The organism is Streptomyces sp. BK022, assembly GCF_004217355.1.
Classification (GTDB): Bacteria; Actinomycetota; Actinomycetes; order Streptomycetales; family Streptomycetaceae; genus Streptomyces; species Streptomyces griseoluteus.
In genome coordinates, this window is sequence record NZ_SHKU01000002.1 from 534,487 (window position 1) to 555,263 (window position 20,777).

The 20,777-nt window shown below is 71.8% G+C and carries 22 protein-coding genes; 11 read left to right on the forward strand and 11 right to left on the reverse strand.

The features are described from left to right. Positions 1-69 precede the first annotated feature (69 nt). The 3 genes from EV284_RS08560 to EV284_RS08570 form a co-directional block, all read right to left on the reverse strand. A complete protein-coding gene (locus EV284_RS08560; protein WP_130331955.1) occupies positions 70-1,458 on the reverse strand; it encodes a class II fumarate hydratase in 1,389 nt (462 codons plus the stop codon). 98 nt (positions 1,459-1,556) lie between these two features. Continuing rightward, a complete protein-coding gene (locus EV284_RS08565) occupies positions 1,557-2,336 on the reverse strand; it encodes an SDR family oxidoreductase (RefSeq protein ID WP_130331957.1) in 780 nt (259 codons plus the stop codon). A gap of 21 nt (positions 2,337-2,357) precedes the next feature. Continuing rightward, entirely contained in the window at positions 2,358-4,028 is a 1,671-nt protein-coding gene (locus EV284_RS08570; RefSeq protein WP_130331959.1) for a fumarate hydratase, read from the reverse strand. Between the two features lie 200 nt (positions 4,029-4,228). On the opposite strand from EV284_RS08570, the gene EV284_RS08575 reads away from it, so the two are divergent. Then, positions 4,229-4,951 carry a DUF1707 domain-containing protein gene (locus tag EV284_RS08575; protein WP_130331961.1) on the forward strand — a complete coding sequence of 241 codons (723 nt, stop codon included), beginning with the start codon at positions 4,229-4,231 and terminating at the stop codon, positions 4,949-4,951. Between the two features lie 115 nt (positions 4,952-5,066). Further along, positions 5,067-5,432, forward strand: a complete 366-nt coding sequence (locus EV284_RS08580; protein WP_130331963.1) for a WhiB family transcriptional regulator — start codon at positions 5,067-5,069, stop codon at positions 5,430-5,432. A gap of 88 nt (positions 5,433-5,520) precedes the next feature. On the opposite strand, the gene glpX is transcribed toward EV284_RS08580, so the two are convergent. Next, complete coding sequence (glpX, locus tag EV284_RS08585) at positions 5,521-6,552, reverse strand: class II fructose-bisphosphatase (RefSeq protein WP_030807028.1); 1,032 nt, start codon at positions 6,550-6,552, stop codon at positions 5,521-5,523. Positions 6,553-6,675: 123 nt separating this feature from the next. On the opposite strand from glpX, the gene EV284_RS08590 reads away from it, so the two are divergent. After that, positions 6,676-7,200 (forward strand): DUF4245 domain-containing protein, encoded by a 525-nt coding sequence (locus EV284_RS08590; RefSeq protein WP_130331965.1) that lies wholly within the window; start codon positions 6,676-6,678, stop codon positions 7,198-7,200. A gap of 86 nt (positions 7,201-7,286) precedes the next feature. Here EV284_RS08590 and EV284_RS08595 read toward each other — a convergent pair whose 3' ends face one another. From EV284_RS08595 to xseA, 3 genes are all read right to left on the reverse strand, one after another. Then, positions 7,287-7,877, reverse strand: coding sequence for a malonic semialdehyde reductase (locus EV284_RS08595; protein ID WP_130331967.1), 591 nt, complete (start codon positions 7,875-7,877; stop codon positions 7,287-7,289). Between the two features lie 104 nt (positions 7,878-7,981). Beyond that, on the reverse strand, positions 7,982-8,206 hold the full coding sequence (locus EV284_RS08600) for an exodeoxyribonuclease VII small subunit (RefSeq protein ID WP_030807037.1): 225 nt from the start codon (positions 8,204-8,206) through the stop codon (positions 7,982-7,984). Between the two features lie 9 nt (positions 8,207-8,215). Next, on the reverse strand, positions 8,216-9,436 hold the full coding sequence (gene xseA / locus EV284_RS08605; RefSeq protein WP_130331969.1) for an exodeoxyribonuclease VII large subunit: 1,221 nt from the start codon (positions 9,434-9,436) through the stop codon (positions 8,216-8,218). A gap of 90 nt (positions 9,437-9,526) precedes the next feature. Here xseA and EV284_RS08610 point away from each other — a divergent pair, with 90 nt between their 5' ends. The 3 genes from EV284_RS08610 (at position 9,527) to EV284_RS08620 (ending at position 11,926) form a co-directional block, all read left to right on the forward strand. After that, entirely contained in the window at positions 9,527-10,543 is a 1,017-nt protein-coding gene (locus tag EV284_RS08610) for a 4-hydroxy-3-methylbut-2-enyl diphosphate reductase (protein ID WP_130331971.1), read from the forward strand. Positions 10,544-10,572: 29 nt separating this feature from the next. Then, positions 10,573-11,331 carry a polyphosphate--glucose phosphotransferase gene (gene ppgK, locus EV284_RS08615; RefSeq protein WP_130331973.1) on the forward strand — a complete coding sequence of 253 codons (759 nt, stop codon included), beginning with the start codon at positions 10,573-10,575 and terminating at the stop codon, positions 11,329-11,331. A 67-nt stretch (positions 11,332-11,398) separates the two neighbouring features. Next, a complete protein-coding gene (locus EV284_RS08620; protein ID WP_207228973.1) occupies positions 11,399-11,926 on the forward strand; it encodes a hypothetical protein in 528 nt (175 codons plus the stop codon). Positions 11,927-11,954: 28 nt separating this feature from the next. Here the strand turns inward: EV284_RS08620 and EV284_RS08625 are convergent, their stop codons facing one another. Next, a complete protein-coding gene (locus EV284_RS08625; protein WP_130331975.1) occupies positions 11,955-12,533 on the reverse strand; it encodes a DUF6542 domain-containing protein in 579 nt (192 codons plus the stop codon). A 192-nt stretch (positions 12,534-12,725) separates the two neighbouring features. On the opposite strand from EV284_RS08625, the gene ychF reads away from it, so the two are divergent. Beyond that, the gene (ychF, locus tag EV284_RS08630) at positions 12,726-13,814 is read left to right on the forward strand and encodes a redox-regulated ATPase YchF (protein WP_031180998.1); all 1,089 of its coding nucleotides are present in this window, start codon (positions 12,726-12,728) and stop codon (positions 13,812-13,814) included. Between the two features lie 831 nt (positions 13,815-14,645). Here the strand turns inward: ychF and EV284_RS08640 are convergent. The 3 genes from EV284_RS08640 to EV284_RS08650 form a co-directional block, all read right to left on the reverse strand. Beyond that, a complete protein-coding gene (locus tag EV284_RS08640; protein ID WP_242625628.1) occupies positions 14,646-16,067 on the reverse strand; it encodes a hypothetical protein in 1,422 nt (473 codons plus the stop codon). Between the two features lie 111 nt (positions 16,068-16,178). Then, positions 16,179-16,490: a hypothetical protein gene (locus tag EV284_RS08645; RefSeq protein WP_130331977.1), complete on the reverse strand. Its 312-nt coding sequence runs from the start codon at positions 16,488-16,490 to the stop codon at positions 16,179-16,181. Then, positions 16,487-17,689 (reverse strand): serpin family protein, encoded by a 1,203-nt coding sequence (locus EV284_RS08650; RefSeq protein ID WP_130331979.1) that lies wholly within the window; start codon positions 17,687-17,689, stop codon positions 16,487-16,489. The genes EV284_RS08645 and EV284_RS08650 overlap by 4 nt, the downstream gene beginning before the upstream one ends. 688 nt (positions 17,690-18,377) lie before the next feature. Here EV284_RS08650 and EV284_RS08655 point away from each other — a divergent pair. From EV284_RS08655 to EV284_RS08670, 4 genes are all read left to right on the forward strand, one after another. Continuing rightward, positions 18,378-19,130: a GntR family transcriptional regulator gene (locus tag EV284_RS08655; RefSeq protein WP_130331981.1), complete on the forward strand. Its 753-nt coding sequence runs from the start codon at positions 18,378-18,380 to the stop codon at positions 19,128-19,130. Between the two features lie 357 nt (positions 19,131-19,487). Beyond that, positions 19,488-19,679, forward strand: a complete 192-nt coding sequence (locus tag EV284_RS08660) for an SPOR domain-containing protein (RefSeq protein WP_030807072.1) — start codon at positions 19,488-19,490, stop codon at positions 19,677-19,679. Positions 19,680-19,709: 30 nt separating this feature from the next. Continuing rightward, positions 19,710-20,120 (forward strand): (deoxy)nucleoside triphosphate pyrophosphohydrolase, encoded by a 411-nt coding sequence (locus EV284_RS08665; protein WP_130331983.1) that lies wholly within the window; start codon positions 19,710-19,712, stop codon positions 20,118-20,120. 208 nt (positions 20,121-20,328) lie between these two features. Continuing rightward, complete coding sequence (locus EV284_RS08670) at positions 20,329-20,760, forward strand: ATP-binding protein (protein ID WP_130331985.1); 432 nt, start codon at positions 20,329-20,331, stop codon at positions 20,758-20,760. Positions 20,761-20,777 lie beyond the last annotated feature (17 nt).

Below are 20,777 nucleotides of genomic sequence, written 5' to 3' on the forward strand. Positions count from 1 at the left end.
CCCGATGCTGCGGTGCGCGTCACCCTTCCGGACAGGTGGCGGGAAATCGGCGGTGCCGTTCGCGGGACGTCACGGGTGCGTCATCCGCAGGACATCCAGCGCCTCGTCCAACTGCTCCAGCGTCAGGTCGCCGCGCTCCACATAGCCGCCCTCCAGCACCACCTCGCGGATGGTCTTCCGCTCCGCGAGGGACTTCTTGGCGATGCGCGCCGCCTCCTCGTAGCCCAGGTAGCGGTTGAGCGGGGTCACGACCGAGGGGGAGGACTCCGCGTACTCGCGGGCGCGTTCGCGGTCGGCGGTGATGCCGTCGACGGTGCGGTCGGCCAGCAGGCGGGAGGCGTTGGCCAGCAGCCGCACCGACTCCAGTACGTTCTTCGCCATGACCGGGAGCATCACGTTCAGCTCGAAGTTCCCGGCGGCGCCGGCCGCGGCGATGGTGGCGTCGTTCCCGACGACCTGGGCCGCGACCATCAGCACCGCCTCCGGGACGACCGGGTTGACCTTGCCCGGCATGATGGAGGAGCCGGGCTGGAGGTCGGGCAGGCGGATCTCGGCGAGGCCGGTGCGCGGACCGGAGGACATCCAGCGCAGATCGTTGGCGATCTTCGTCAGGCCGACCGCGACGGTCCGCAGCTGGCCGCTGGTCTCCACGATCCCGTCGCGCGCGCCCTGCGCCTCGAAGTGGTCGCGGGCCTCGGTGAAGGGCAGCCCGGTCGCCCGCGCCACCTCCTCGATCACGGCCGCCGAGAAGCCGGGCGGGGTGTTGATCCCGGTCCCCACCGCCGTGCCGCCCAGCGGGAGTTCGGCCAGCCGGGGCAGCGAGGAACGCAGCCGCTCCACGCCGTACGTCACCTGCGCCGCATAGCCGCCGAACTCCTGACCCAGCGTCACGGGGGTGGCGTCCATCAGATGCGTGCGCCCCGCCTTCACCACGTCCGCGAACTCCTCCGCCTTGCGGGTGAGAGCCGCGGCGAGGTGCTCCAGCGCGGGGATCAGGTCGTGGACCACGGCGGTGGTGGCCGCGATGTGGATCGAGGACGGGAAGACGTCGTTGGACGACTGGGAGGCGTTGACCTGGTCGTTGGGGTGCACGTCCCGGCCCAGTCGCTCGCCGGCGAGGGTGGCGATGACCTCGTTGGCGTTCATGTTGGAGGAGGTGCCGGAGCCGGTCTGGAAGACGTCCACCGGGAAGTGCTCGTCCCAGGTGCCGTCCGCGACCTCGGCGGCCGCCCCCTGGATCGCGTCGGCCACGTCCCGGTCCAGCACGCCGAGGTCGGCGTTCACCTTCGCCGCCGCGCCCTTGATCCGGGCCAGCGCCTCGATGTGCGCCCGCTCCAGACGCTGCCCGGACAGGGGGAAGTTCTCGACGGCGCGCTGGGTCTGCGCGCGCCACTTGGCGTGGGCGGGGACGCGGACCTCGCCCATGGAGTCGTGCTCGGTGCGGTACTCGTCGGTCATACCCGGTACAGCGAACGGGGGCGCCGTGATGTTCCTGGGCTCGGCCGGACGGGGCGGCGTCCCGGCGCACCTGACGTCCCGGTGCACCCGGGAACGCCTCAGTGCACCGAGAACCCACCGTCCACGAAGAGGGACTGGCCGGTGACGTAACCCGAGGCGCGGCTCGCCAGGAAGACGGCGGCGCCCGCGAAGTCCTCGGCGAGACCGTTGCGCCCCACCATCGTCCGCGCGGCAAGCGCCGCCACCTTCTCCGGGTCGGACGACAGCCGCGCGTTGAGCGGCGTCATCACGAAGCCCGGCACCAGGGTGTTGACGGTGACGCCGGACGGCGACCACTCCTCGGCCTGGGAGCGCGCGAGCGACTCCAGCGCGCCCTTGGACACGCCGTACGCCCCCGAGCGGACGAAGGCGCGGTGCGCCTGCTGGGAGGAGATGTGGATGATCCGCCCGAAGCCCCGCTCGGCCATGCCGGGCCCGAAGCGCCGGCTCAGCAGATGCGGTGCCCGGAGGTTCACGGCGAGGGTGAGGTCCCACTCCTCGTCGCTCAACTCGCTGAAGGGGGGCCGCAGATTGATCCCGGCGCAGTTGACGAGGATGTCGGGCTCCCCGAACACCCCGGCCGCCTCCTCGGCGGCGGCCCGCACCCCGTCCCGCGTGCTCAGGTCGGCGCTCACCCACCCGGCACGGCAGCCGAGTCCGGCGAGCCGGGCGCGGGTGGCCTCCAGCGCCTCCTTGTCCCGCGCCACGACCACCACCGAGGCCCCGGCCCGCGCCAGCGCCTCGGCGATCGCCCGTCCGATGCCGGAACTGCCCCCGGTCACGACGGCGACCCGCCCGTCCGCCGCGAACAACCCGGAGAGATAAGCCGCAGAAGTCATGCGGGCAGCCTAGGGGGTGTCTCAGCCCAGGCCAGGGCCCCGGACCGGGATCGACGTGAACGTCGGCGCGGGCGCCGGGTCCTGGAAGAAGTCGTTGCCCTTGTCGTCGACGACGATGAAGGCCGGGAAGTCCTCGACCTCGATCTTCCAGACGGCCTCCATGCCCAGTTCCTCGTACTCGAGGACCTCGACCTTCTTGATGCAGTCCTGGGCGAGGCGGGCGGCGGGGCCGCCGATGGAGCCGAGGTAGAAGCCGCCGTGGGCGTCGCAGGCGTCGGTGACCTGCTTGCTGCGGTTGCCCTTGGCCAGCATCACCTTGGAGCCGCCGGCCGCCTGGAACTGCTCCACGTAGGAGTCCATCCGCCCGGCCGTGGTCGGGCCGAAGGAACCGGAGGCGTACCCCTCGGGGGTCTTGGCCGGGCCCGCGTAGTACACCGGGTGGTCCTTCAGGTACTGCGGCATCTCCTCGCCCGCGTCCAGCCGCTCCTTGATCTTGGCGTGCGCGATGTCGCGGGCCACGACGAGCGGGCCGGTGAGCGAGAGCCGGGTCTTGACCGGGTGCCGTGTCAGCTCGGCCAGGATGGCGTCCATCGGCTGGTTCAGGTCGATCTTGACGACGTCGCTCGCGTCGTCGAGGTGCTCGTCCGTGGTGTCCGGCAGGAAGCGCGCCGGGTCCGTCTCCAGCTGCTCCAGGAAGACGCCCTCGGCGGTGATCTTGGCGACGGCCTGGCGGTCCGCCGAGCAGGAGACCGCGATGGCGACCGGGCAGGAGGCGCCGTGCCGGGGCAGGCGCACCACGCGCACGTCGTGGCAGAAGTACTTGCCGCCGAACTGCGCGCCGATGCCGATCTTCTGGGTCAGCTCGAAGACCTTCTCCTCCAGCTCCTTGTCCCGGAAGCCGTGACCGAGCGCGGAGCCCTCGGCGGGAATCTCGTCCAGGTAGTGCGCGGAGGCGTACTTGGCGGTCTTCAGCGCGAACTCGGCGCTGGTGCCGCCGACCACGATCGCCAGGTGGTAGGGCGGGCAGGCGGCCGTGCCCAGCGAACGGATCTTCTCCTCCAGGAACTTCATCATGGAGGACTCGTTCAGGACGGCCTTCGTCTCCTGGTACAGGAACGACTTGTTGGCCGAGCCGCCGCCCTTGGCCATGAAGAGGAACTTGTAGGCGCCGCCGTCGGTCGCGTACAGCTCGATCTGCGCGGGGAGGTTGGAGCCGGTGTTCTTCTCCTCCCACATGGTGAGCGGAGCCATCTGCGAGTAGCGCAGGTTGAGGTTCAGGTAGGCGTCGTAGATGCCGCGGCTCAGCGCCGCCTCGTCGCCGCCCTCGGTCAGCACGTTCTGGCCGCGCTTGCCCATGACGATCGCGGTGCCGGTGTCCTGGCACATGGGCAGCACGCCGGCCGCCGCGATGTTCGCGTTCTTCAGCAGGTCCAGCGCGACGAACTTGTCGTTGCCGGAGGCCTCCGGGTCGTCGATGATCCGGCGGAGCTGGGCGAGGTGGGCGGGGCGCAGGTAGTGCTGGATGTCGTGGATGGCCTCCTCGGCCAGCTTGCGCAGCGCCTCCGGCTCCACCTTGAGGAACGTCCGCCCGTCCGGCCCCTCGACGGTGGACACGCCCTCGGAGGTCACCAGCCGGTACGGCGTGGTGTCCTCACCCTGGGGGAGCAGATCGGTGTACGCGAACTCAGGCATCTCAGCCCATTCCTTCATCGACGGACGGCGCCCGCCGACGCTGGCGAGCCTGTCCAGCGTAGAACCCGGCTCGGACAGTGCCGTGGTGAGGTAGGACTCACCTGCTTTCCGGCGCTGCCGGGCGGGGCGGGAGGCACCCTGGTCCGGTAGTTGTCCACAGGCCCTAGTCGCGATCTATCGCGTTTCGGTACGCTGCCGTCGTGGACCTCAAGAAGCACGCGCAGCCCGTGGACACCGCCCCGCGCCCGGCCGACCTGCGCGCCTCCGACGCCGACCGCGACCGGGTCGCCGACATCCTCCGTGACGCCCTGGCCGAGGGCCGGCTGACCGCCGAGGAGCACGCCGAGCGGATCGAGGGGGTGCTGCACACCAAGACCGTCGGCGAGCTGGACGTCTTCATACGCGACCTGCCCGCCGCGCACGAGCGCCCGGCGGCGCCCGCCTACGCCTCCGTCCCGCACCGCCTGCCGCCCGGCTCGCTCCCGGCCGACGCGGACACCAGCGTGGTGGCCGTCTTCAGCAGCGCCGTGCGCCGGGGCCGCTGGCGCGCGGGGCGCCGGGTGCACGCGTTCGCGGTGTTCGGCAGCGTGGAGATCGACCTCAGCGAGGCCGTCTTCGAGTACCAGCAGGTGGTGATCAAGGCGGTGTCGGTGTTCGGGGACGTCCAGATCCGCGTCCCGGAGAACGTGTCACTGCGCGGCACCGGCGGCAGTGTGCTGGGCAACTTCGAGGTCAGCACGATGGACTCGGTGCAGCCGGACGCCCCCGTCATCTACGTCGACGGCTGGTCGGTGCTGGGCAACGTGGAGGCGCGCCCCCGGCGCGGCCGGGTGGTCGCGGACATCCTCGGCCGGGTCCAGGGCACGGTCGAGCGGGCCCACGGCAAGGTCGACCGGACGCTGCGCAAGTACCTGGGGGACTGACGCCGAACAGGCCGTCGTACGCCGGTGGTTGGGAACGCAGTGCATAGGCGCGCGTACAACGGGTAGGGCTTGCTGCATCGTCTCTCGCTAGCGAATTCGTCGTCAGGAGTAGACCGTGCTGCAACCGCCGCATTCGTCCCTGCAGGTAGCCGCCGTTCCGGCCCAGCGGGGGCCGGCGCGAGACAGGGATCAGGACGCGCCCTGGCACACCGAGGCGGTGTGCCGCCGCGACGAGGCCGGTCTGTTCTTCGCGCCGTCGAAGGAGCCGACCGCCGCGCGCCTGTCCCGCGAGGAGGCGGCGAAGCGGGTGTGCGCCCGCTGTCCGGTGATGATCGAGTGCCGCGAGCACGCCCTGCTCCAGCCCGAGCCGTACGGCGTCTGGGGCGGCCTGACCGCGGCCGAGCGCCGCGTGGTCCTGGCCCGCAGGCGCAGGCGCGAGGTGGAGCTCAAGAAGGCCACGGCGACGCGTATAGCGGGCTGAGCCGGAGACTTCCAGGGGCGCGGGAACCGCGGGGCCGGCCATGGCGGACCGGCATCCGCGGAGGTCGCCCGCGCCCCCCCCCGGCTCGCTACTTCGCCCGGTCGAAGTCGATCGCGCTGTAGGCCCGCAGCTTGCTGAGCCGGTGCTCCGACTCGATCTTCCGCACGGTGCCCGACTTGGACCGCATGACGATGGAGTCGGTGGTCGCGGTCTCCGACCGGTACCGCACCCCCCGCATCAGCTCCCCGTCGGTGATCCCGGTCGCCACGAAGAACACGTTCTCCCCGCTCACCAGGTCGTCCGTGGTGAGCACCCGGTCCAGGTCGTGGCCGGCCGCGATCGCCCGCTCCCGCTCCTCGTCGTCCTTGGGCCAGAGCTTGCCCTGGATCGTGCCGCCCAGGCACTTCACCGCGCAGGCGGAGATGATCCCCTCGGGGGTGCCGCCGATGCCGAGCAGCAGATCGATGCCGGTGCCCTCGCGCAGCGCCAGGATGGACCCCGCCACATCGCCGTCCGAGATCAGCTTGATCCGCGCGCCGGTGTCCCGGATCTCCTTGATGACGCCCTCGTGCCGGGGCCGGTCCAGGATGACGACCGTGACGTCCTCAGGGGTGCGCCGCTTCGCCTTGGCGACCCGGCGGATGTTGACGGACACGGGCGCGTCGATGTCCACGAAGTCGGCCGCCTCGGGGCCGGTGACCAGTTTGTCCATGTAGAACACGGCCGACGGGTCGAACATGGCGCCCCGCTCGGCGGCGGCCAGCACGGCGATCGCGTTCGCCATGCCCTTCGCCGTCAGCGTGGTCCCGTCGATCGGGTCGACGGCGATGTCGACCTCGGGGCCCGTCCCGTCGCCGACCTGCTCCCCGTTGAAGAGCATCGGCGCCTCGTCCTTCTCACCCTCGCCGATGACGACGACGCCGTTCATCGAGACGGTGGAGACGAGGGTCCGCATGGCGCGCACGGCGGCGCCGTCGGCGCCGTTCTTGTCGCCGCGGCCGACCCAGCGGCCCGCGGCCATGGCCGCGGCCTCGGTGACCCTGACCAGTTCCAGGGCGAGGTTGCGGTCGGGGGCCTCGGAGGGGACATCGAGTTCGGACGGCAGATGATGCTCGGTCATCGGAGCGCACCTTTCTGATACGACGACGGCCGGATGAGTATGAGGTGACTCTATCGCCGGGCTTACAAAATGAGCAGGGGGCCCCACGGATGAGCGCGGAGGGCACCTGAGACCATAGGAGGCGTGGCAGGTTCGAACGGCAAGCAGAAGACGGTCCGGGACATGATCCTTTCCCTGGCCCTGATCGGTATCGCGGCGGCGGTCATCTACGTCTTCGTCCCGCACGACGACCACAAGCCCGACCTCCCGCGGGTCGACTACACGGTCGAGACGACCACGGCGCGCAGGGCCGTGAGCTACCCGGTGGCGGCCCCCGAGGGGCTGCCGGACACCTGGAAGGCGACCTCCGTCCGCTTCCGCGGCGAGGAGTCCGACCGCTGGCACCTCGGCTTCGAGGACCCCGAGGGCCAGTACGTGCAGGTCGAGCAGTCCACCCAGAAGCGCTCCGACTTCATCGAGCAGGCCACTCAGGGCTCCTCGGCGACCAAGAAGACCGAGAGGATCGACGGCCGCACCTGGACCCGGTACTCCGGCGGCCGCTACGACGCCCTCGTCCTGGAGGGCACCCCCGGTTCCACCACGGTGGTGTCGGGCACCGCCTCCTTCGACCGCCTCACCACCATGGCCTCGGCGCTCAAGATGGCGTAGGGGTCCCCTCTCACGATGCGCGAAGGCCCCCGGAAGCGCATTCCGGGGGCCTTCGCGTCCGCCGTGGGGCGGCGGGAGGGTGCTGCTCAGACGGTCGTGACGACGTCGTCGTAGGACAGGCGCGGGCCGCGCGGGTGCGAGGCGTCGGCGGCCGGGCGGCCGATGTTGACGATCATCAGCGGGGCGTGGTCGTCGTCCAGGAACTCCTTGCGGACCCCCTCGGCGTCGAAGCCGGTCATCGGGCCCGCGGCCAGGCCGGCGGCGCGGACGCCGACGACGAAGTAGGCGGCCTGGAGCGCGGCGTTCAGCGCGGCGGAGCGCTCACGGACCGGGCGCTCGGCGAAGAAGGCGTCCTTGGCCTGCGGGAACGCCGGGAACAGGGCCGGCAGCTCCTCGTGGAACTCGTTGTCCGCGGAGAGGATCGCCACCAGCGGGGCCGCGGCGGTCTTGGCGCGGTTGCCCTCGGCCAGGTGCCCGACCAGGCGCTCGCGGGCCTCGGGGGAGCGGACCAGGGTGATCCGCAGCGGGGTCTGGTTGAAGGCGGTCGGGCCGTACTTGACCAGGTCGTAGATCGCCCGGACCTGCTCGTCGGTCACCGGCTCGTCGGTGAAGGAGTTCGCGGTGCGGGCCTCGCGGAACAGCAGGTCCTGGGCGGCCGGGTCGAGAACGAGAGACATCTGTGACTTCCTGAGGTGCGCGTGCGGTCCGTGGTGCGGGACCTGGTGACGAAGCCGACCCTACGCCAAAGAAGTTCAAGTTTCAACAAAGCCGCTCCGGCCCGCTACTCGCCCTCTTCCTCCTCCGCCTCCTCCGCGAGCGCCGCGTCCAGCCGCTCCCGCGCCCCTTCCAGCCAGCGCCGGCACACCTTGGCCAGCTCCTCGCCGCGCTCCCACAGCGCCAGCGACTCCTCCAGCGTGGAACCGCCCGCCTCCAGCCGCCGTACGACCTCGATCAACTCGTCCCGCGCCTGCTCGTACGAGAGCGCCTCGTCCACCTTGCTGCTCATCCGCCCACCCTATTCATCGCCGCCGACATCGACTCGTACGGCGAACTCGCCCGCCGCCACCCGGGCCCGCAGCGGCTCGCCCCCGGTCACCTCGGCCGGGTCGCGGACCACATGGCCGTCCTCCTTCTGCAGGACCGCGTAACCGCGCCGGAGGGTGGCCGCGGGGGAGAGGGCGACCACGCGCGCGTGCGTGTGGGTCAGCTCCGACTCCGCCCGGTCCAGCAGATGGCCCAGCGTGCGCCGGGCGCGGCCCAGCAGCGCCTCCACCTGCTCCTCCCGCTCGTCCAGCATCCGGTGCGGGTGCTCCATCACCGGCCGGGCCAGCGCGTGCGCCAGCCCGCGCTCCTCCCGGTCCAGCAGGGAGTGGGCGCACCGCCGGCCCCGGTCGCGCAGCATCCGTACCCGCGCCAGCTCCTCGCCCACGTCCGGGACGACCTTCTTGGCCGCGTCGGTCGGGGTGGAGGCGCGCAGGTCGGCCACCAGGTCCAGCAACGGGGTGTCCGGCTCGTGCCCGATCGCCGAGACCACCGGCGTGCGGCAGGCCGCCACCGCGCGGACCAGCTCCTCGTCGGAGAACGGCAGCAGGTCCTCCACGCTGCCCCCGCCGCGGGCCACCACGATGACGTCCACGTCGTCCCGCGCGTCCAGCTCCTTGACCGCCTGGACCACCTGCGGCACCGCGTGCACGCCCTGCACCGGCACATTGCGCACCTCGAAGCGGACGGCGGGCCAGCGGTGCCGGGCGTTCTCCAGCACGTCGCGCTCCGCCGCCGAGGCACGGCCGCACACCAGCCCGATGAGCTGCGGCAGGAAGGGCAGCGGCTTCTTGCGGTCGGCCGCGAACAGCCCCTCCGCCGCCAGCGACTTCTTGAGCTGCTCCAGCCGCGCCAGCAGCTCGCCCACGCCCACCGGCCGTATCTCGGCGGCGCGCAGCGAGAGCTGGCCGCGCGGGGCGTACCACTCCGGCTTGGCGAGCACCACGACCCGCGCGCCCTCGCCGACCACGTCCGCGACCGCGTCGAACACCTGCCGGTAGCAGGTAACGCTCACCGAGATGTCGTGCGAGGGATCGCGCAGGGTCAGGAACACCACCCCGGCGCCGGGCCGCCGCGACAGCTGGGTGATCTGCCCCTCCACCCACACCGCGCCGAGCCGGTCGATCCAGCGTCCGATCAGCCGGGAGACCTCCCCGACCGGGAGCGGGGCCTCGGGCGATGTGTTCACAGCCATGCGGCGAGGGTAACGGCCGCCGCCGACAACGGGGGTGCGCCGGGGACACCCCCCTGGGGGGATCTACGGGGTCCGGCACCCGGCCTTACGATGGGACGCATGACCGCTTCGCCTGGCCGCCGTGTCCTGCTCGCCGCCCCCCGTGGCTACTGCGCCGGTGTGGACCGCGCCGTGATCGCCGTCGAGAAGGCCCTCGAACAGTACGGCGCCCCGATCTACGTCCGGCACGAGATCGTCCACAACAAGTACGTCGTGCAGACCCTGGAGAAGAAGGGCGCGATCTTCGTCGAGCAGACGGAGGAGGTGCCGCCGGGCCAGATCGTGATGTTCTCCGCGCACGGCGTCGCCCCGACCGTGCACGAGGAGGCGAAGCGCGGCCGGCTCGCCACCATCGACGCCACCTGCCCGCTGGTCACCAAGGTCCACAAGGAAGCCGTCCGCTACGCCAAGGACGACTACGACATCCTGCTGATCGGGCACGAGGGGCACGAGGAGGTCATCGGCACCTCCGGCGAGGCCCCCGAGCACATCCAGCTCGTCGACGGCCCCGAGGACGTCGCCAAGGTCGAGGTCCGCGACCCGTCCAAGATCGTCTGGCTCTCCCAGACCACGCTCTCCGTGGACGAGACCATGGAGACCGTCGACGCCCTGAAGGCGAAGTTCCCCGGTCTGGTCTCCCCGCCCAGCGACGACATCTGCTACGCCACGCAGAACCGTCAGCTCGCGGTGAAGCAGATGGGCGCCGAGGCCGAGCTGGTCATCGTGGTCGGCTCGCGCAACTCCTCCAACTCCGTACGGCTCGTCGAGGTCGCCAAGCTCGCCGGGTCCCGCGAGGCGTACCTGGTGGACTTCGCCGGCGAGATCGACGAAGCCTGGCTGGAGGGCGTCACCACGGTCGGCGTCACCTCCGGCGCCTCGGTGCCCGAGGTCCTGGTCGAGGAGGTCCTGGAGTGGCTGGCCGAGCGCGGCTACGGCGACGTGGAGCTGGTCAAGGCGGCCGAGGAGTCCATCACCTTCTCGCTGCCCAAGGAACTCCGCCGCGACCTGCGCGAGGAAGCCGCCGCCCTGGCGGCCGAACGCGGCGGAACCGGTACGCCCGGGGCGTGACCGTCAGTCGTACGTCGTAACGTGGGGCCATGCAGATCTTCGGCGTGGACATCGGCGGGTCCGGCATCAAGGGTGCCCCGGTGGACCTGGACAAGGGCGATCTCGCCCAGGAGCGCTGCAAGGTGCTCACCCCGCATCCGGCGACTCCCGAGGGCGTCGCCCACGGCGTCAAGGAAGTGATCGACCACTTCGGCTGGACCGGCCCGGTCGGGCTGACCTTCCCCGGAGTGGTCCAGGACGGCGCGACCATCCTCACGGCGGCGAACGTCGACAAGAGCTGGGTCGGCACGGACGCCCGCACCCTGTTCAGCGAGAAGCTGGGTGGCCTCCCGGTCACGCTGGTCAACGACGCGGACGCGGCCGGCCTGGCCGAGATGCGGTTCGGCGCCGGGCGCGGGCGCCGGGGCACGGTCATCGTGCTCACCTTCGGCACCGGCATCGGCAGCGCGGTCTTCACCGACGGCGTGCTGGTCGCCAACACCGAGCTGGGCCACCTGGAGCTGAACGGCCACGACGCGGAGAAGAAGGCGTCCAGCAAGGCCAAGGAGGACGCCGACCTCACCTGGGAGCACTGGGCGCGGCGGGTCGAGAAGTACCTCGCGCACCTGGAGATGCTCTTCTCGCCCGAGCTGTTCATCATCGGTGGCGGGGTGAGCCGCAAGGCCGACAAGTTCCTCCCGCACATCAAGGGGATCAAGGCCGAGATCGTCCCGGCCCAGCTCCAGAACAACGCGGGCATCGTGGGCGCGGCGATGCGTGCGGAGCAGCGGGCTTCGGCGGAGCAGTAGGGGGCCGGGGCAGCTGCCCGGCACCGGGACACGCTGCCCCGCCCCACCCCGACCGGAGGTCGTCTCAGTGATACCCGCACGGATGTGCGCCGTCGCCCCGGTGACCCTGGCGCTGCTCGCCCTGTCCGGCTGCTCCTCCTGGGGCTGCACCGACACGACGGCGGAGCGCGGTACGCCCGGAGCCAGGGTGCAGGTCGTGGACACGGACGGGCGGCCCCTCGGCGTCACCGCCGTACTCGTCGACTGGCGCCTCGAGCCCCACCCGCAGGTGCCCTCGGCAGGTGATCAGGTCCACTTCCGCTTCCGCTTCGACGGCGCCGGCGAGAACGCCGACCCCGCGGTGGACGCCTGCGCGGTCGACAAGAAGCGCGTGGCGTTGGGGTGCCGGACGGTCGAGGCGTCCCAGGCGTTCGGACCGGCCGCCGATCCCCGCACGGGCGACGACTGGCTCGCCGTCGAGCACCCGGAGCGGGTTGCCGGAGTGCTGTTCATCCCCGATGACCAGTCCCACGACCGACGCACCTGCGCGGTGGACGTCAAGGACGGCGGCGGGAGGCACCCTCCGGAACGACCCAGCAGGGGGGAACAGCTGTAGGGCCGGTCCCACTCCGGCCCACGTGGCGCTACGGACGGCGTCGTCTGCCGCGGATCCAGCGCACCCGGCGCACCAGGACCATGACCCCGGCGATCAGCGTCCCGCCGTACAGCCAGCCCGCCTGGGTGGCGAGGCCGGTGAAGACGCCCATCAGGGAGCCGAGGAAGCCCGCGCTGCCGTCGGCGACCGGGAAGAGGCCGGCGCCGAAGGCGATCGGCAGGGCGACGGGGGCGGTCAGCAGGTCGCCGGGGCGCACCCAGAGCGCGGTGAGGACGCACACGGGCAGGAACAGCACCCCGTAGGCGATCAGGGACGAGCCGAACAGCAGGGCGTCCAGCGCGCCGAGCAGCAGCATCGCGGCCACGCAGAACAAACCGCCGCCGAGCCCCGTGAGCCGGGGGTTCGGGAAGCGCCGGGCGCCGGGCGCGGAGCCCGGTTCGGCCGCGGGGCCGCGTACGGCCTCGGGTCCGCGGCGGGCCGCGACGGGTACCCCGGCCGCGCCGCGCGCGGCGTCCGGACCGCGCCGGGCCTGGGGCGGAAGGTGCGCGGGCGTGGGTGTGCCGCGTCGCGGCCCGTCTTTCGGAGGTCGCGTTCTGTGTTGCTCCACTGGACCAACTTAGGTCTGTTTATGTGCCGAATCGCCCTTCAGACACGCCGAAGACATGTCCGGGGGGTCAGTCCGGCCGGACGGGGGACGCTCCCGCTAATTGCCCCGCGCGGACGCCGTAAACTGGTGGATCGGCCGGTGTCCCCTGGGCCCTGGCAGCCCCTGGCCCACTCCTCTACGGGAAGTCGCAACGTGTCGCTCACGATCGGAATCGTCGGCCTGCCCAATGTCGGCAAGTCGACCCTGTTCAACGCCCTGACCAAGAACGACGTGCTGGCGGCCAACTACCCGTTCGCCACGATCGAGCCGAACGTCGGCGTGGTGGGTGTCCCCGACGGCCGCCTGGCACAGCTCGCGTCGATCTTCTCGTCGGAGCGCATCCTCCCGGCGACGGTGGACTTCGTCGACATCGCGGGCATCGTGCGCGGCGCCTCCGAGGGTGAGGGCCTGGGCAACAAGTTCCTGGCGAACATCCGCGAGTCCGACGCGATCTGCCAGGTCATCCGCGCCTTCAAGGACGAGAACGTCGTGCACGTCGACGGCAAGGTCTCGCCGAAGGACGACATCGAGACGATCAACACCGAGCTGATCCTCGCCGACCTCCAGACCATCGAGAAGGTCCTGCCGCGCCTCCAGAAGGAGTCCCGGATCAAGAAGGACGTCGCGCCGAAGGTGAAGGCGGTCGAGGAGGCGAAGGAGATCCTGGAGCGGGGCGACACCCTGTCCTCCCAGGGCATCCTCCAGGGCTCGGAGCGGGCAGAGCTGCTGCACGACCTGCACCTGCTGACGACCAAGCCCTTCCTCTACGTCTTCAACGTGGACGAGGACGAGCTGACCGACGAGGACTTCAAGAACGCCCAGCGCGCGCTGGTCGCCCCGGCCGAGGCGATCTTCCTCAACGCCAAGCTGGAGGCGGACCTCGCGGAGCTGGACGAGGAGGACGCGATGGAGCTCCTGGAGTCCGTCGGCGCCGAGGAGCCCGGCCTCGCCACCCTCGCCCGCGTCGGCTTCAACACCCTCGGCCTGCAGACCTACCTCACGGCCGGCCCCAAGGAGTCCCGCGCCTGGACCATCCCCAAGGGGGCCACCGCCCCCGAGGCGGCCGGCGTCATCCACACCGACTTCCAGAAGGGCTTCATCAAGGCGGAGGTCATCTCCTTCGAGGACCTCGTCGAGACGGGCTCGGTCGCGGAGGCCCGCGCGAAGGGGAAGGCGCGGATGGAGGGCAAGGAGTATGTGATGCGGGACGGGGATGTCGTGGAGTTCCGGTTCAACGTCTGATATGTGCGGCGAAAGGCCGTCTGACCTGCGGTGGAGCGGGTTGGGCGGCCTTTGCTGTCCGCGCAGAGCCCCCCGTGCGCTGACTTCGGTCAACGCGCGGGGGTGGCGGCTACGCCGCCTCGTCGACCTGCGGCTGGGCGTCGGCAGGCTGGCGTAGTGGTGCCGGAGGGCGTGGGGTCCGGTGCCCTTCGCTATGCCGGCCTTCGCGCAGGCGGGCCGCCAGGACCCGTCCCCGCCTTGCGGTGCCGCGCCAGTGGCACGGACAGCGAGGCCACAACAACGGCCGCTGCGGCCGGAGAAGCCGCCGCCACCTCCAAGCGGGCTACCAGCAGGCAGCCACCCGCCCTGGGGACCTGGCCCGCCGGATCGGCTTGGGCTGCCAAGCTGCCGATAGTGCTGGCGGATCTCCAGCCGAGATACACGTCGGGCATGCTGTCGCGGTGAGTGAATCCTCAAACGAGTGGCAGGCCTGGCTGGACCCTCTGGACGCGCGTGGAAGGGCGACAGCGGAGTCGCTGCGCGCCCGATTCGAGGCTCTCGGCGTAGCCGATGCCGGCGACTGGGCCAAGTCGGAGATCTGTGAGGACCTTCCACACCTCGCGCGGTTCATGCTGCTGCGAAGTCTGTGGCGCGGTCCGATCGGCGGTTGGGCCGCCCCGGATGCTATCGATCAACTTCCTGTTGCCCAGCGGCTCCTTGCTGCTGGGGCGAACAAGGAGGATCTCGTTCGCCTGGCGCGAGCGGTCGCCTATGAGGCGGTGTTCGCAACGCTCGATGAGCTCGACTCCGGGAGTGATGTGAACGGATGGGGCATCGATGCCGGCTGGCTCGTCATGGAGTCAGCGGAAGACGGCACCCCGACGGGGCGAGCCCTCTCCGGGCTGCACGAAGATCTCTTGGCCATGGACCCGAGTGGGCGCGATGGAGCGGACTTGTGGCAGTAGCAGCCGTGGTGCCGTGACCGCAGCTGCTCCTGGTGCCCTCGCTGCTCGTGGAGGCGAGCGCATCAGTCGTCAGGCGGCGCGGGCTGTGCGTAACGGCGCGACCCACATCCTTAGCCGTGCGCGTGGCGTCTGGTCTAACCGGCGGAAGCGGAGAGGCGGAGCAGTGGCTCGAAGGTGGGTTCCTCCTCGTCCGGTGTGCGGGGGAGGAATCCGTCGGGGACGGTGCGGGCGGCGGTGGTGAGGAGGCGGTCCAGGACCTGCCGCTCGGTGGCCTGGGGGAGGCCGAGCGCGGCGAGGAGGCGGTCCTGGACGGCGGGTGGTCCGGGTGGTCGTCGAGGTAGTCGGCGTTGAGTGCCGGGGGCCGGAACCCGGACAGTGCGTCGTGCCAGGAGGGCAGGACGACGGCGAGGGTCAGGGCCTCGGCGAGGGACTCCGCGATGAGGGAGGCCCGGCCCTCGGAGTCGGTGTAGAGGACAGGACGAGCGCTGCCGGGCAGTGCCGGGCCGCAGAGATAGTGGGTTCCGCCCGCGTTGCAGCCGGCCACCGGCTCCACCGGGAGGCCGTTGGGCAGGACGATCGACTCGATGGGGTCGGTGCGGGTGACGTCGAACTCGCCGTCCCCGGCGAGGAACGCGGCTGCCTCCGGTTGCGCGGCGATCCGCTGGAGCAGAGCGTCGTCGGCGAGGGCGGCCGGGTTGAGGGCCAGGGCCGTCGCAGCGGTGAGGGCATGTCCGGCGAGCACATGGCGTACGGCGTCCACCGGGACCGGGCGCTCGTAGTAGTCCTCGAAGTGGGCCCGGACGGTGTCCGGGGAACGGTCGACGAGGAGACGGAAGAGGAAGCCGGAGCCGTCCGGGTCCTCGTTGCCGTCGGGGAAGGCGATGGCCGATCCGGTGCGCCAGGCGGTGTCACCGGTTTCCCACCAGAGGCAGGCGGTGATCCGGGGAGTGTCGAGGTCGTCGTCGTAGAACGCGGGCTCGTCCAGCAGCGGGCGCAGCGAGGCGGGCACGTCGTCCATGACGCCGGGCCAGACCTGCTCGTCCTCCGTCCCGTACGGACTCATCTCCGACTCGTGGTCGAACCCGCGTATGAGCACGCCTGCCGGGGTGAAGAGCACGGAGAAGTCGTCCCCCGACCCGTTGTCCATCAGCGCCGCCTCTTCTCCGGGGCCCCAGGCGGGGTCAAAGGTGTACTGACAGAACTCCGGATCGTCGCAGATGGCTGCCTCGAGAACGGCCAATGCACGCAGGTGCGCCCGGAGTTCGGAGGGGGCGGGCAGAAGGGCGGCGATCTCGCGCACGGTGCTCATGACGCCATGAAAGCAGCCGCCTCCGACAGGCCGGTGCGGCTATGTGCCCCAGCCGTGAGGGGCTGGCGCGTTTCCCTTCGCGGCCCGGTCAGCGCGCGGGCGTCGGGCCGCTCACGCGCGGACCAGGAGCCGGCACCTCGCGCATGCCTTCCTGATGAGCAGCAACGCCCCGATGTTGAGGGCGCCTGCCGCCAGGTGGAAGGTCAGGGTGAGGAGGGCGGAGGCGGTCGGGCCCGGGTCGAATGTGGAGGGCAGCAGGGTGCTCGCGGCCATCCACGCGACGGCCGCCACGACCGACGACGGCATGGTGAGGAGGGTCCACAGGGCGGTGGCCGGGTACTCGACCGCGTCGAAGGGGAGGGACGCGGCGAGGCTCAGGGCCACCAGTACCGCCGCGTACAGGGAGATCAGGCGCTTGCTCATGAGGTGCTCGCAGGGGTGAGGTGCATGGCCGGGTACGGGGTGGGGGCTGTCACCCAGCCGGTGGTCAGGAGGAGGCGGGGGGAGCGGGTGGTGGTGAGGAAGGCGAAGGGGCGGTCGTAGGTGAGGCTGAGGACCGTGGTGGTGTGCGGGAGTTGGGGTGGGGCGCTGCCCGGGGTCGCGGCCACCGCCGTCACCGCTCCCGCCCTGAAGCCCTTCGCGCTGAACTGGGCCACCGCCGACTGGCGGGCCGCGCCGATCGTCAGGGGGGTGTCCGAGATGCCGGGGAAGTGGGCGTGCGGGGTGGTGGGGAGGCCGAAGAGGGACGGGTCGGCCAGCAGGTCGTGGTCGGCGCGGACCTCGTAGGCCACCGTGCGGACGTCCAGGGCGACCGGTTCCGGGCTCGCGGACGGACGTTGCTCCACGTGCAGGCCCGGCCCCACGTGGCCCAGGGGCAGACGGCCGCCCTCGGTGACCGGGAGCGTGCGCTCGACCAGGCCCACGCCGGCCCCGATGACCTGACCCGGGGTCATGCCCTCCTCGCCGAGCACGAGGTGGATGTCGATGCCGTTGTCGCCGGGCACCGTCAGGGCGGTGACATGGCCCTCCGGGGTCGCGGCCACGCCCACCCGGTCCGGCCGTACCGACCTGCGGAACAGACCCAGCAGCGTACGGCCCTGCCACGGCCCGTGCTCCGGGCGCAGCGGCATCTCGGTGAAGGGCTGGCGCCACGTCGTCCGCAGGGAGAGGGCGCTCGCCAGCACCACCTGCGCGTCTCTCGTCAGCTTCAGCGGCATCCGCTCGACCAGTCCGCCGGTGCGTTCGGCCGCCCACGCGTCCAGGCGCTCCTGCGCGGTGAGCAGGTCGTCCCCGAACGTGCCGCGGGTGCCCGCCGGAAGCCCCGCGAGCCAGTCGTCCCGTAGGCGGAGCGACTGCTGGGTCCACAGGCCGAGGGCGGTGTCCAGGCCGGTCACCGAGGCCATCTCCGCGAGGAGTTGGCGGGCCGCCGAAGCCGCCACGTCCGCGGGGGCGCCCAGCGCCTCCGAGAGATCCGCCCGCGCCTGGCCGGCCGCGCCGTCCGCCAAGAAGGCCAGCAGCGGCCACACGCCGGCCGCCGAGAACACCGTCCCGTCGTCCGCCGCGACCGTCCGCGCCCACCGCGCGGTGAGGCCGTTGACCGCCCGTATGCCGGCGCCGCTCATTCCGTCCCCCACGCCCCGCCCCCATGTCCGTTCCGCGCGCCGCCCGTTCGGGTGCCGAATCCGTTTTCCGGTCTTGTCCGGACCCGCTTATCATGCGCGCATTCGTACGGTAGCCCGCCCGAGCCTCCTCGTCCGCCCCCGCTGGCGCAACTCGTCCCGGAAACGGTAGCGGTGTCCATGTCCCCTGCCCGCGAACCCGGCGAGCCCGAAGGCCCGTCAGAGCTCTCCCCGCAACCCGCGGGCGCCCCGCCCGGAGAGTCCCAGCCGGACCGGCAGGGCCCGCAGGCCCCTTACGGGGGCCCAACCCCTACGGGACGCCGCCCCCTTACGGGTCACCCGCCCCCTACGGGTCGCCCAACCCCCACGCCCCCTACGACGCCGGCTCCGCCCTGATCGACCCGGCAGCCGACATCCCGGCCCGCGAGTCGCTGAAGCCGGCGACCACCCCTCCCGGCTCCGGCTCCCCGGGGACCGGCGACGGCGCGGCGGGCGGCGGCGCCGAGGTGTGATCACGGCCCAGCGGGGGAGTCATGGCCGGAGAAGGCCACCGGCCTTGGGAGAAAGTTGCTGGACCCGGGTGTGCGCCACTCCTCGTCATCACATCGAGTGATTCTTTGGCCTTTGCTTGCATGGCACAACCCACGGTTGCCACGCTGTTGCTGTCTGTACAACCTGATGGGAGCGGCCAGTGACATTCGGTGAGCAGCCGGCGTACCTGCGTGTGGCGGGTGATCTCCGCCAGAAGATCGTCGACGGTTCACTGCCGCCCCATACCCGCCTCCCGTCGCAGGCCCGTATCCGCGAGGAGTACGGCGTCTCGGACACGGTCGCGCTGGAGGCCCGCAAGGTGCTGATGGCCGAGGGGCTGGTCGAGGGGCGGTCCGGCTCGGGGACGTATGTGCGCGAGCGTCCGGTGCCGCGCAGTGTGGCGCGCTCGGGGTACCGCCCCTCGGGGGGCGCCACCCCCTTCCGGCAGGAGCAGGCCGACGCGACCGCGCGCGGCACCTGGGAGTCCAGCAGCGAGCGCGCCGAGGCCGGGGCCGGGGTCGCGGAGCGGCTGGGGATCGAGCCGGGAGAGCGGGTGATGCGTACGAAGTACCTGTTCCGGGACGCCGGGGAGCCGATGATGCTCTCCACCTCCTGGGAGCCGCTCGCCGTGACCGGCCGCACCCCGGTCATGCTGCCCGAGGAGGGCCCGCTGGGCGGGATGGGCGTGGTGGAGCGGATGCGCGCGATCGACGTGATCGTGGACAACGTCACCGAGGAGGTCGGCGCCCGCCCCGGCCTCGCGGAGGAACTCCTCCTGCTCGGGGGCGTTCCCGGCCATGTCGTCCTCGTCATCCAGCGCACCTACTACGCGTCGGGCCGCCCGGTGGAGACCGCGGACGTCGTCATCCCGGCCGACCGCTACCAGGTCGCGTACCACCTCTCCGTGCGCTGACGCCGCATCGTGAGGTAGCGCACAGGGGACGCGCTCCCCGGGGGCGTACCCCGGCGTACGGCTCCCGCGCTTCCCGCCGTGGCTCCGCGGCGATCCGACCGTCGCCCCTGGTGGGCGGCGGTCGGACCCCTTTGTGCGGATCGCCGCCCCGTGCGGCGCGTCCGATTCCGTGCGCCCCCCTGCGTTCTGGCCGGTTGCGTACCTCTTCGTGAAAAGCCGTATCCGCTGTGTGAAGGTTGGGCGTACGCTCGGGCATATGCGTATTGCGGTTTCCTCAGGCGGGACACCTTGGGGCCCCGGAGCGGAAAGCGGGTGGGGCGGGTGCTTAGGGGCACGGGAAGGGAAACGGTGGGGGCGATGAACGAGGGTGCGGTCGTTCTGCCCTGGCTCGTCATACGTCAGGACGACAACGGCAATCGCTACCGGGTCGGCCGGTACGCGACGCGGGCGGAAGCCCAGAAGATCGCCGACAGTCTCGACGGCCGCGGGCACAGGCAGCTCTACTGTGTGGAACGCGTGAGCCAGCACGGCGAGAGCACGCGCAACTGACCACGGGCGTGCTCCCGTAGGCTCCGGACCATGACCGAACGGATCGTGGTGGTGGGAGCCGCCCTGCTCGACGGGGACCGGCTCCTCGCCGCGCGGCGCAGCGCGCCCCCGGAGCTGGCCGGGCGCTGGGAGTTGCCGGGCGGCAAGGTCGAGCCCGGCGAGCGGCCCGACGACGCCCTCGTGCGCGAACTGCGCGAGGAACTCGGCGTCGACGCCGAGGCGGTCGAACGTGTACCGGGGGAGTGGCCCCTGAGGAACCCTTACGTGCTGTGGGTGTGGACCGCCCGGCTCCGTCCGGGTTCCCCCGGACCCGAGGCCCTCCAGGACCACGACGAACTGCGCTGGCTCACCCCCGACCGCCTCTGGGACGTGCCCTGGCTCGACCAGGACGTCCCGGCCGTCCGCGAGATCGCCGCCCGCCTCGGCGCACAGGCGCGCTGACCGGCGTACCGGATGCGTCGCCCGGCGTACGGAGCCGAGGCCGGGCCGGCGGTACCCCGTCACGCCCCCGTGCTCCTCGGCCGAGCCCGCGAGGGGTGGCCCGGCCGGCCGCCGGACGCTGTACGCCGTTCGTGCCACAGTGCCCCGGTCCGCGCGGTACCGCTCCCCTCATACCGGGTATGTGGCCAGTAACCCCATGAAATCGGACATGGGTGGGCTCGCTGCCTGGGAAGTGATCGGCGTGTTCGACACCGAGGGCGACTGCGCCGAGTGGACCTTCCCCTCGGAACCCGGCGCGGTGCGCGCGGCCCGTGCCGCTGTCCGGGGCCAGTTGGGCCGCTGGCATCTGGACTCCCTCGCCGATCTGACGGCATTGCTGGTCAGTGAGCTGGTGACCAACTCCCTGCGGCACGCGGACGGCCCGATCGGGCTGCGTCTGGTGCGCTCGGTGGGGGACGGCGGGGCGCTGCTGGTGGAGGTCTCCGACCAGGTGCCGGACCCGCCGCGCGAGCGGATCGCCCGGCCCGAGGACGAGAGCGGGCGGGGAGTGGCGCTCGTCGCCGGTTCCTCCGCCCGCTGGGGCACCCGGCCCGGCGGCAGCGGCAAGACCGTGTGGTTCGAACTGGCGATCCCCGAATGATGCCCGCCCGCGCCCCA

Coding starts and splice junctions, on each gene's coding strand:
- EV284_RS08595 (WP_130331967.1), bottom strand. CDS start 7,877: ATGTCTCTCGTTCTCGACCCGGCCGCCCAGGACCTGCTGTTCCGCGAG.
- EV284_RS08660 (WP_030807072.1), top strand. CDS start 19,488: ATGAACGAGGGTGCGGTCGTTCTGCCCTGGCTCGTCATACGTCAGGAC.
- EV284_RS08570 (WP_130331959.1), bottom strand. CDS start 4,028: ATGCCTGAGTTCGCGTACACCGATCTGCTCCCCCAGGGTGAGGACACC.
- EV284_RS08610 (WP_130331971.1), top strand. CDS start 9,527: ATGGGACGCATGACCGCTTCGCCTGGCCGCCGTGTCCTGCTCGCCGCC.
- EV284_RS08665 (WP_130331983.1), top strand. CDS start 19,710: ATGACCGAACGGATCGTGGTGGTGGGAGCCGCCCTGCTCGACGGGGAC.
- EV284_RS08670 (WP_130331985.1), top strand. CDS start 20,329: ATGGGTGGGCTCGCTGCCTGGGAAGTGATCGGCGTGTTCGACACCGAG.
- EV284_RS08560 (WP_130331955.1), bottom strand. CDS start 1,458: ATGACCGACGAGTACCGCACCGAGCACGACTCCATGGGCGAGGTCCGC.
- EV284_RS08640 (WP_242625628.1), bottom strand. CDS start 16,067: ATGAGCACCGTGCGCGAGATCGCCGCCCTTCTGCCCGCCCCCTCCGAA.
- EV284_RS08565 (WP_130331957.1), bottom strand. CDS start 2,336: ATGACTTCTGCGGCTTATCTCTCCGGGTTGTTCGCGGCGGACGGGCGG.
- EV284_RS08600 (WP_030807037.1), bottom strand. CDS start 8,206: ATGAGCAGCAAGGTGGACGAGGCGCTCTCGTACGAGCAGGCGCGGGAC.
- EV284_RS08645 (WP_130331977.1), bottom strand. CDS start 16,490: ATGAGCAAGCGCCTGATCTCCCTGTACGCGGCGGTACTGGTGGCCCTG.
- EV284_RS08650 (WP_130331979.1), bottom strand. CDS start 17,689: ATGAGCGGCGCCGGCATACGGGCGGTCAACGGCCTCACCGCGCGGTGG.
- xseA (WP_130331969.1), bottom strand. CDS start 9,436: ATGGCTGTGAACACATCGCCCGAGGCCCCGCTCCCGGTCGGGGAGGTC.
- glpX (WP_030807028.1), bottom strand. CDS start 6,552: ATGACCGAGCATCATCTGCCGTCCGAACTCGATGTCCCCTCCGAGGCC.
- ppgK (WP_130331973.1), top strand. CDS start 10,573: ATGCAGATCTTCGGCGTGGACATCGGCGGGTCCGGCATCAAGGGTGCC.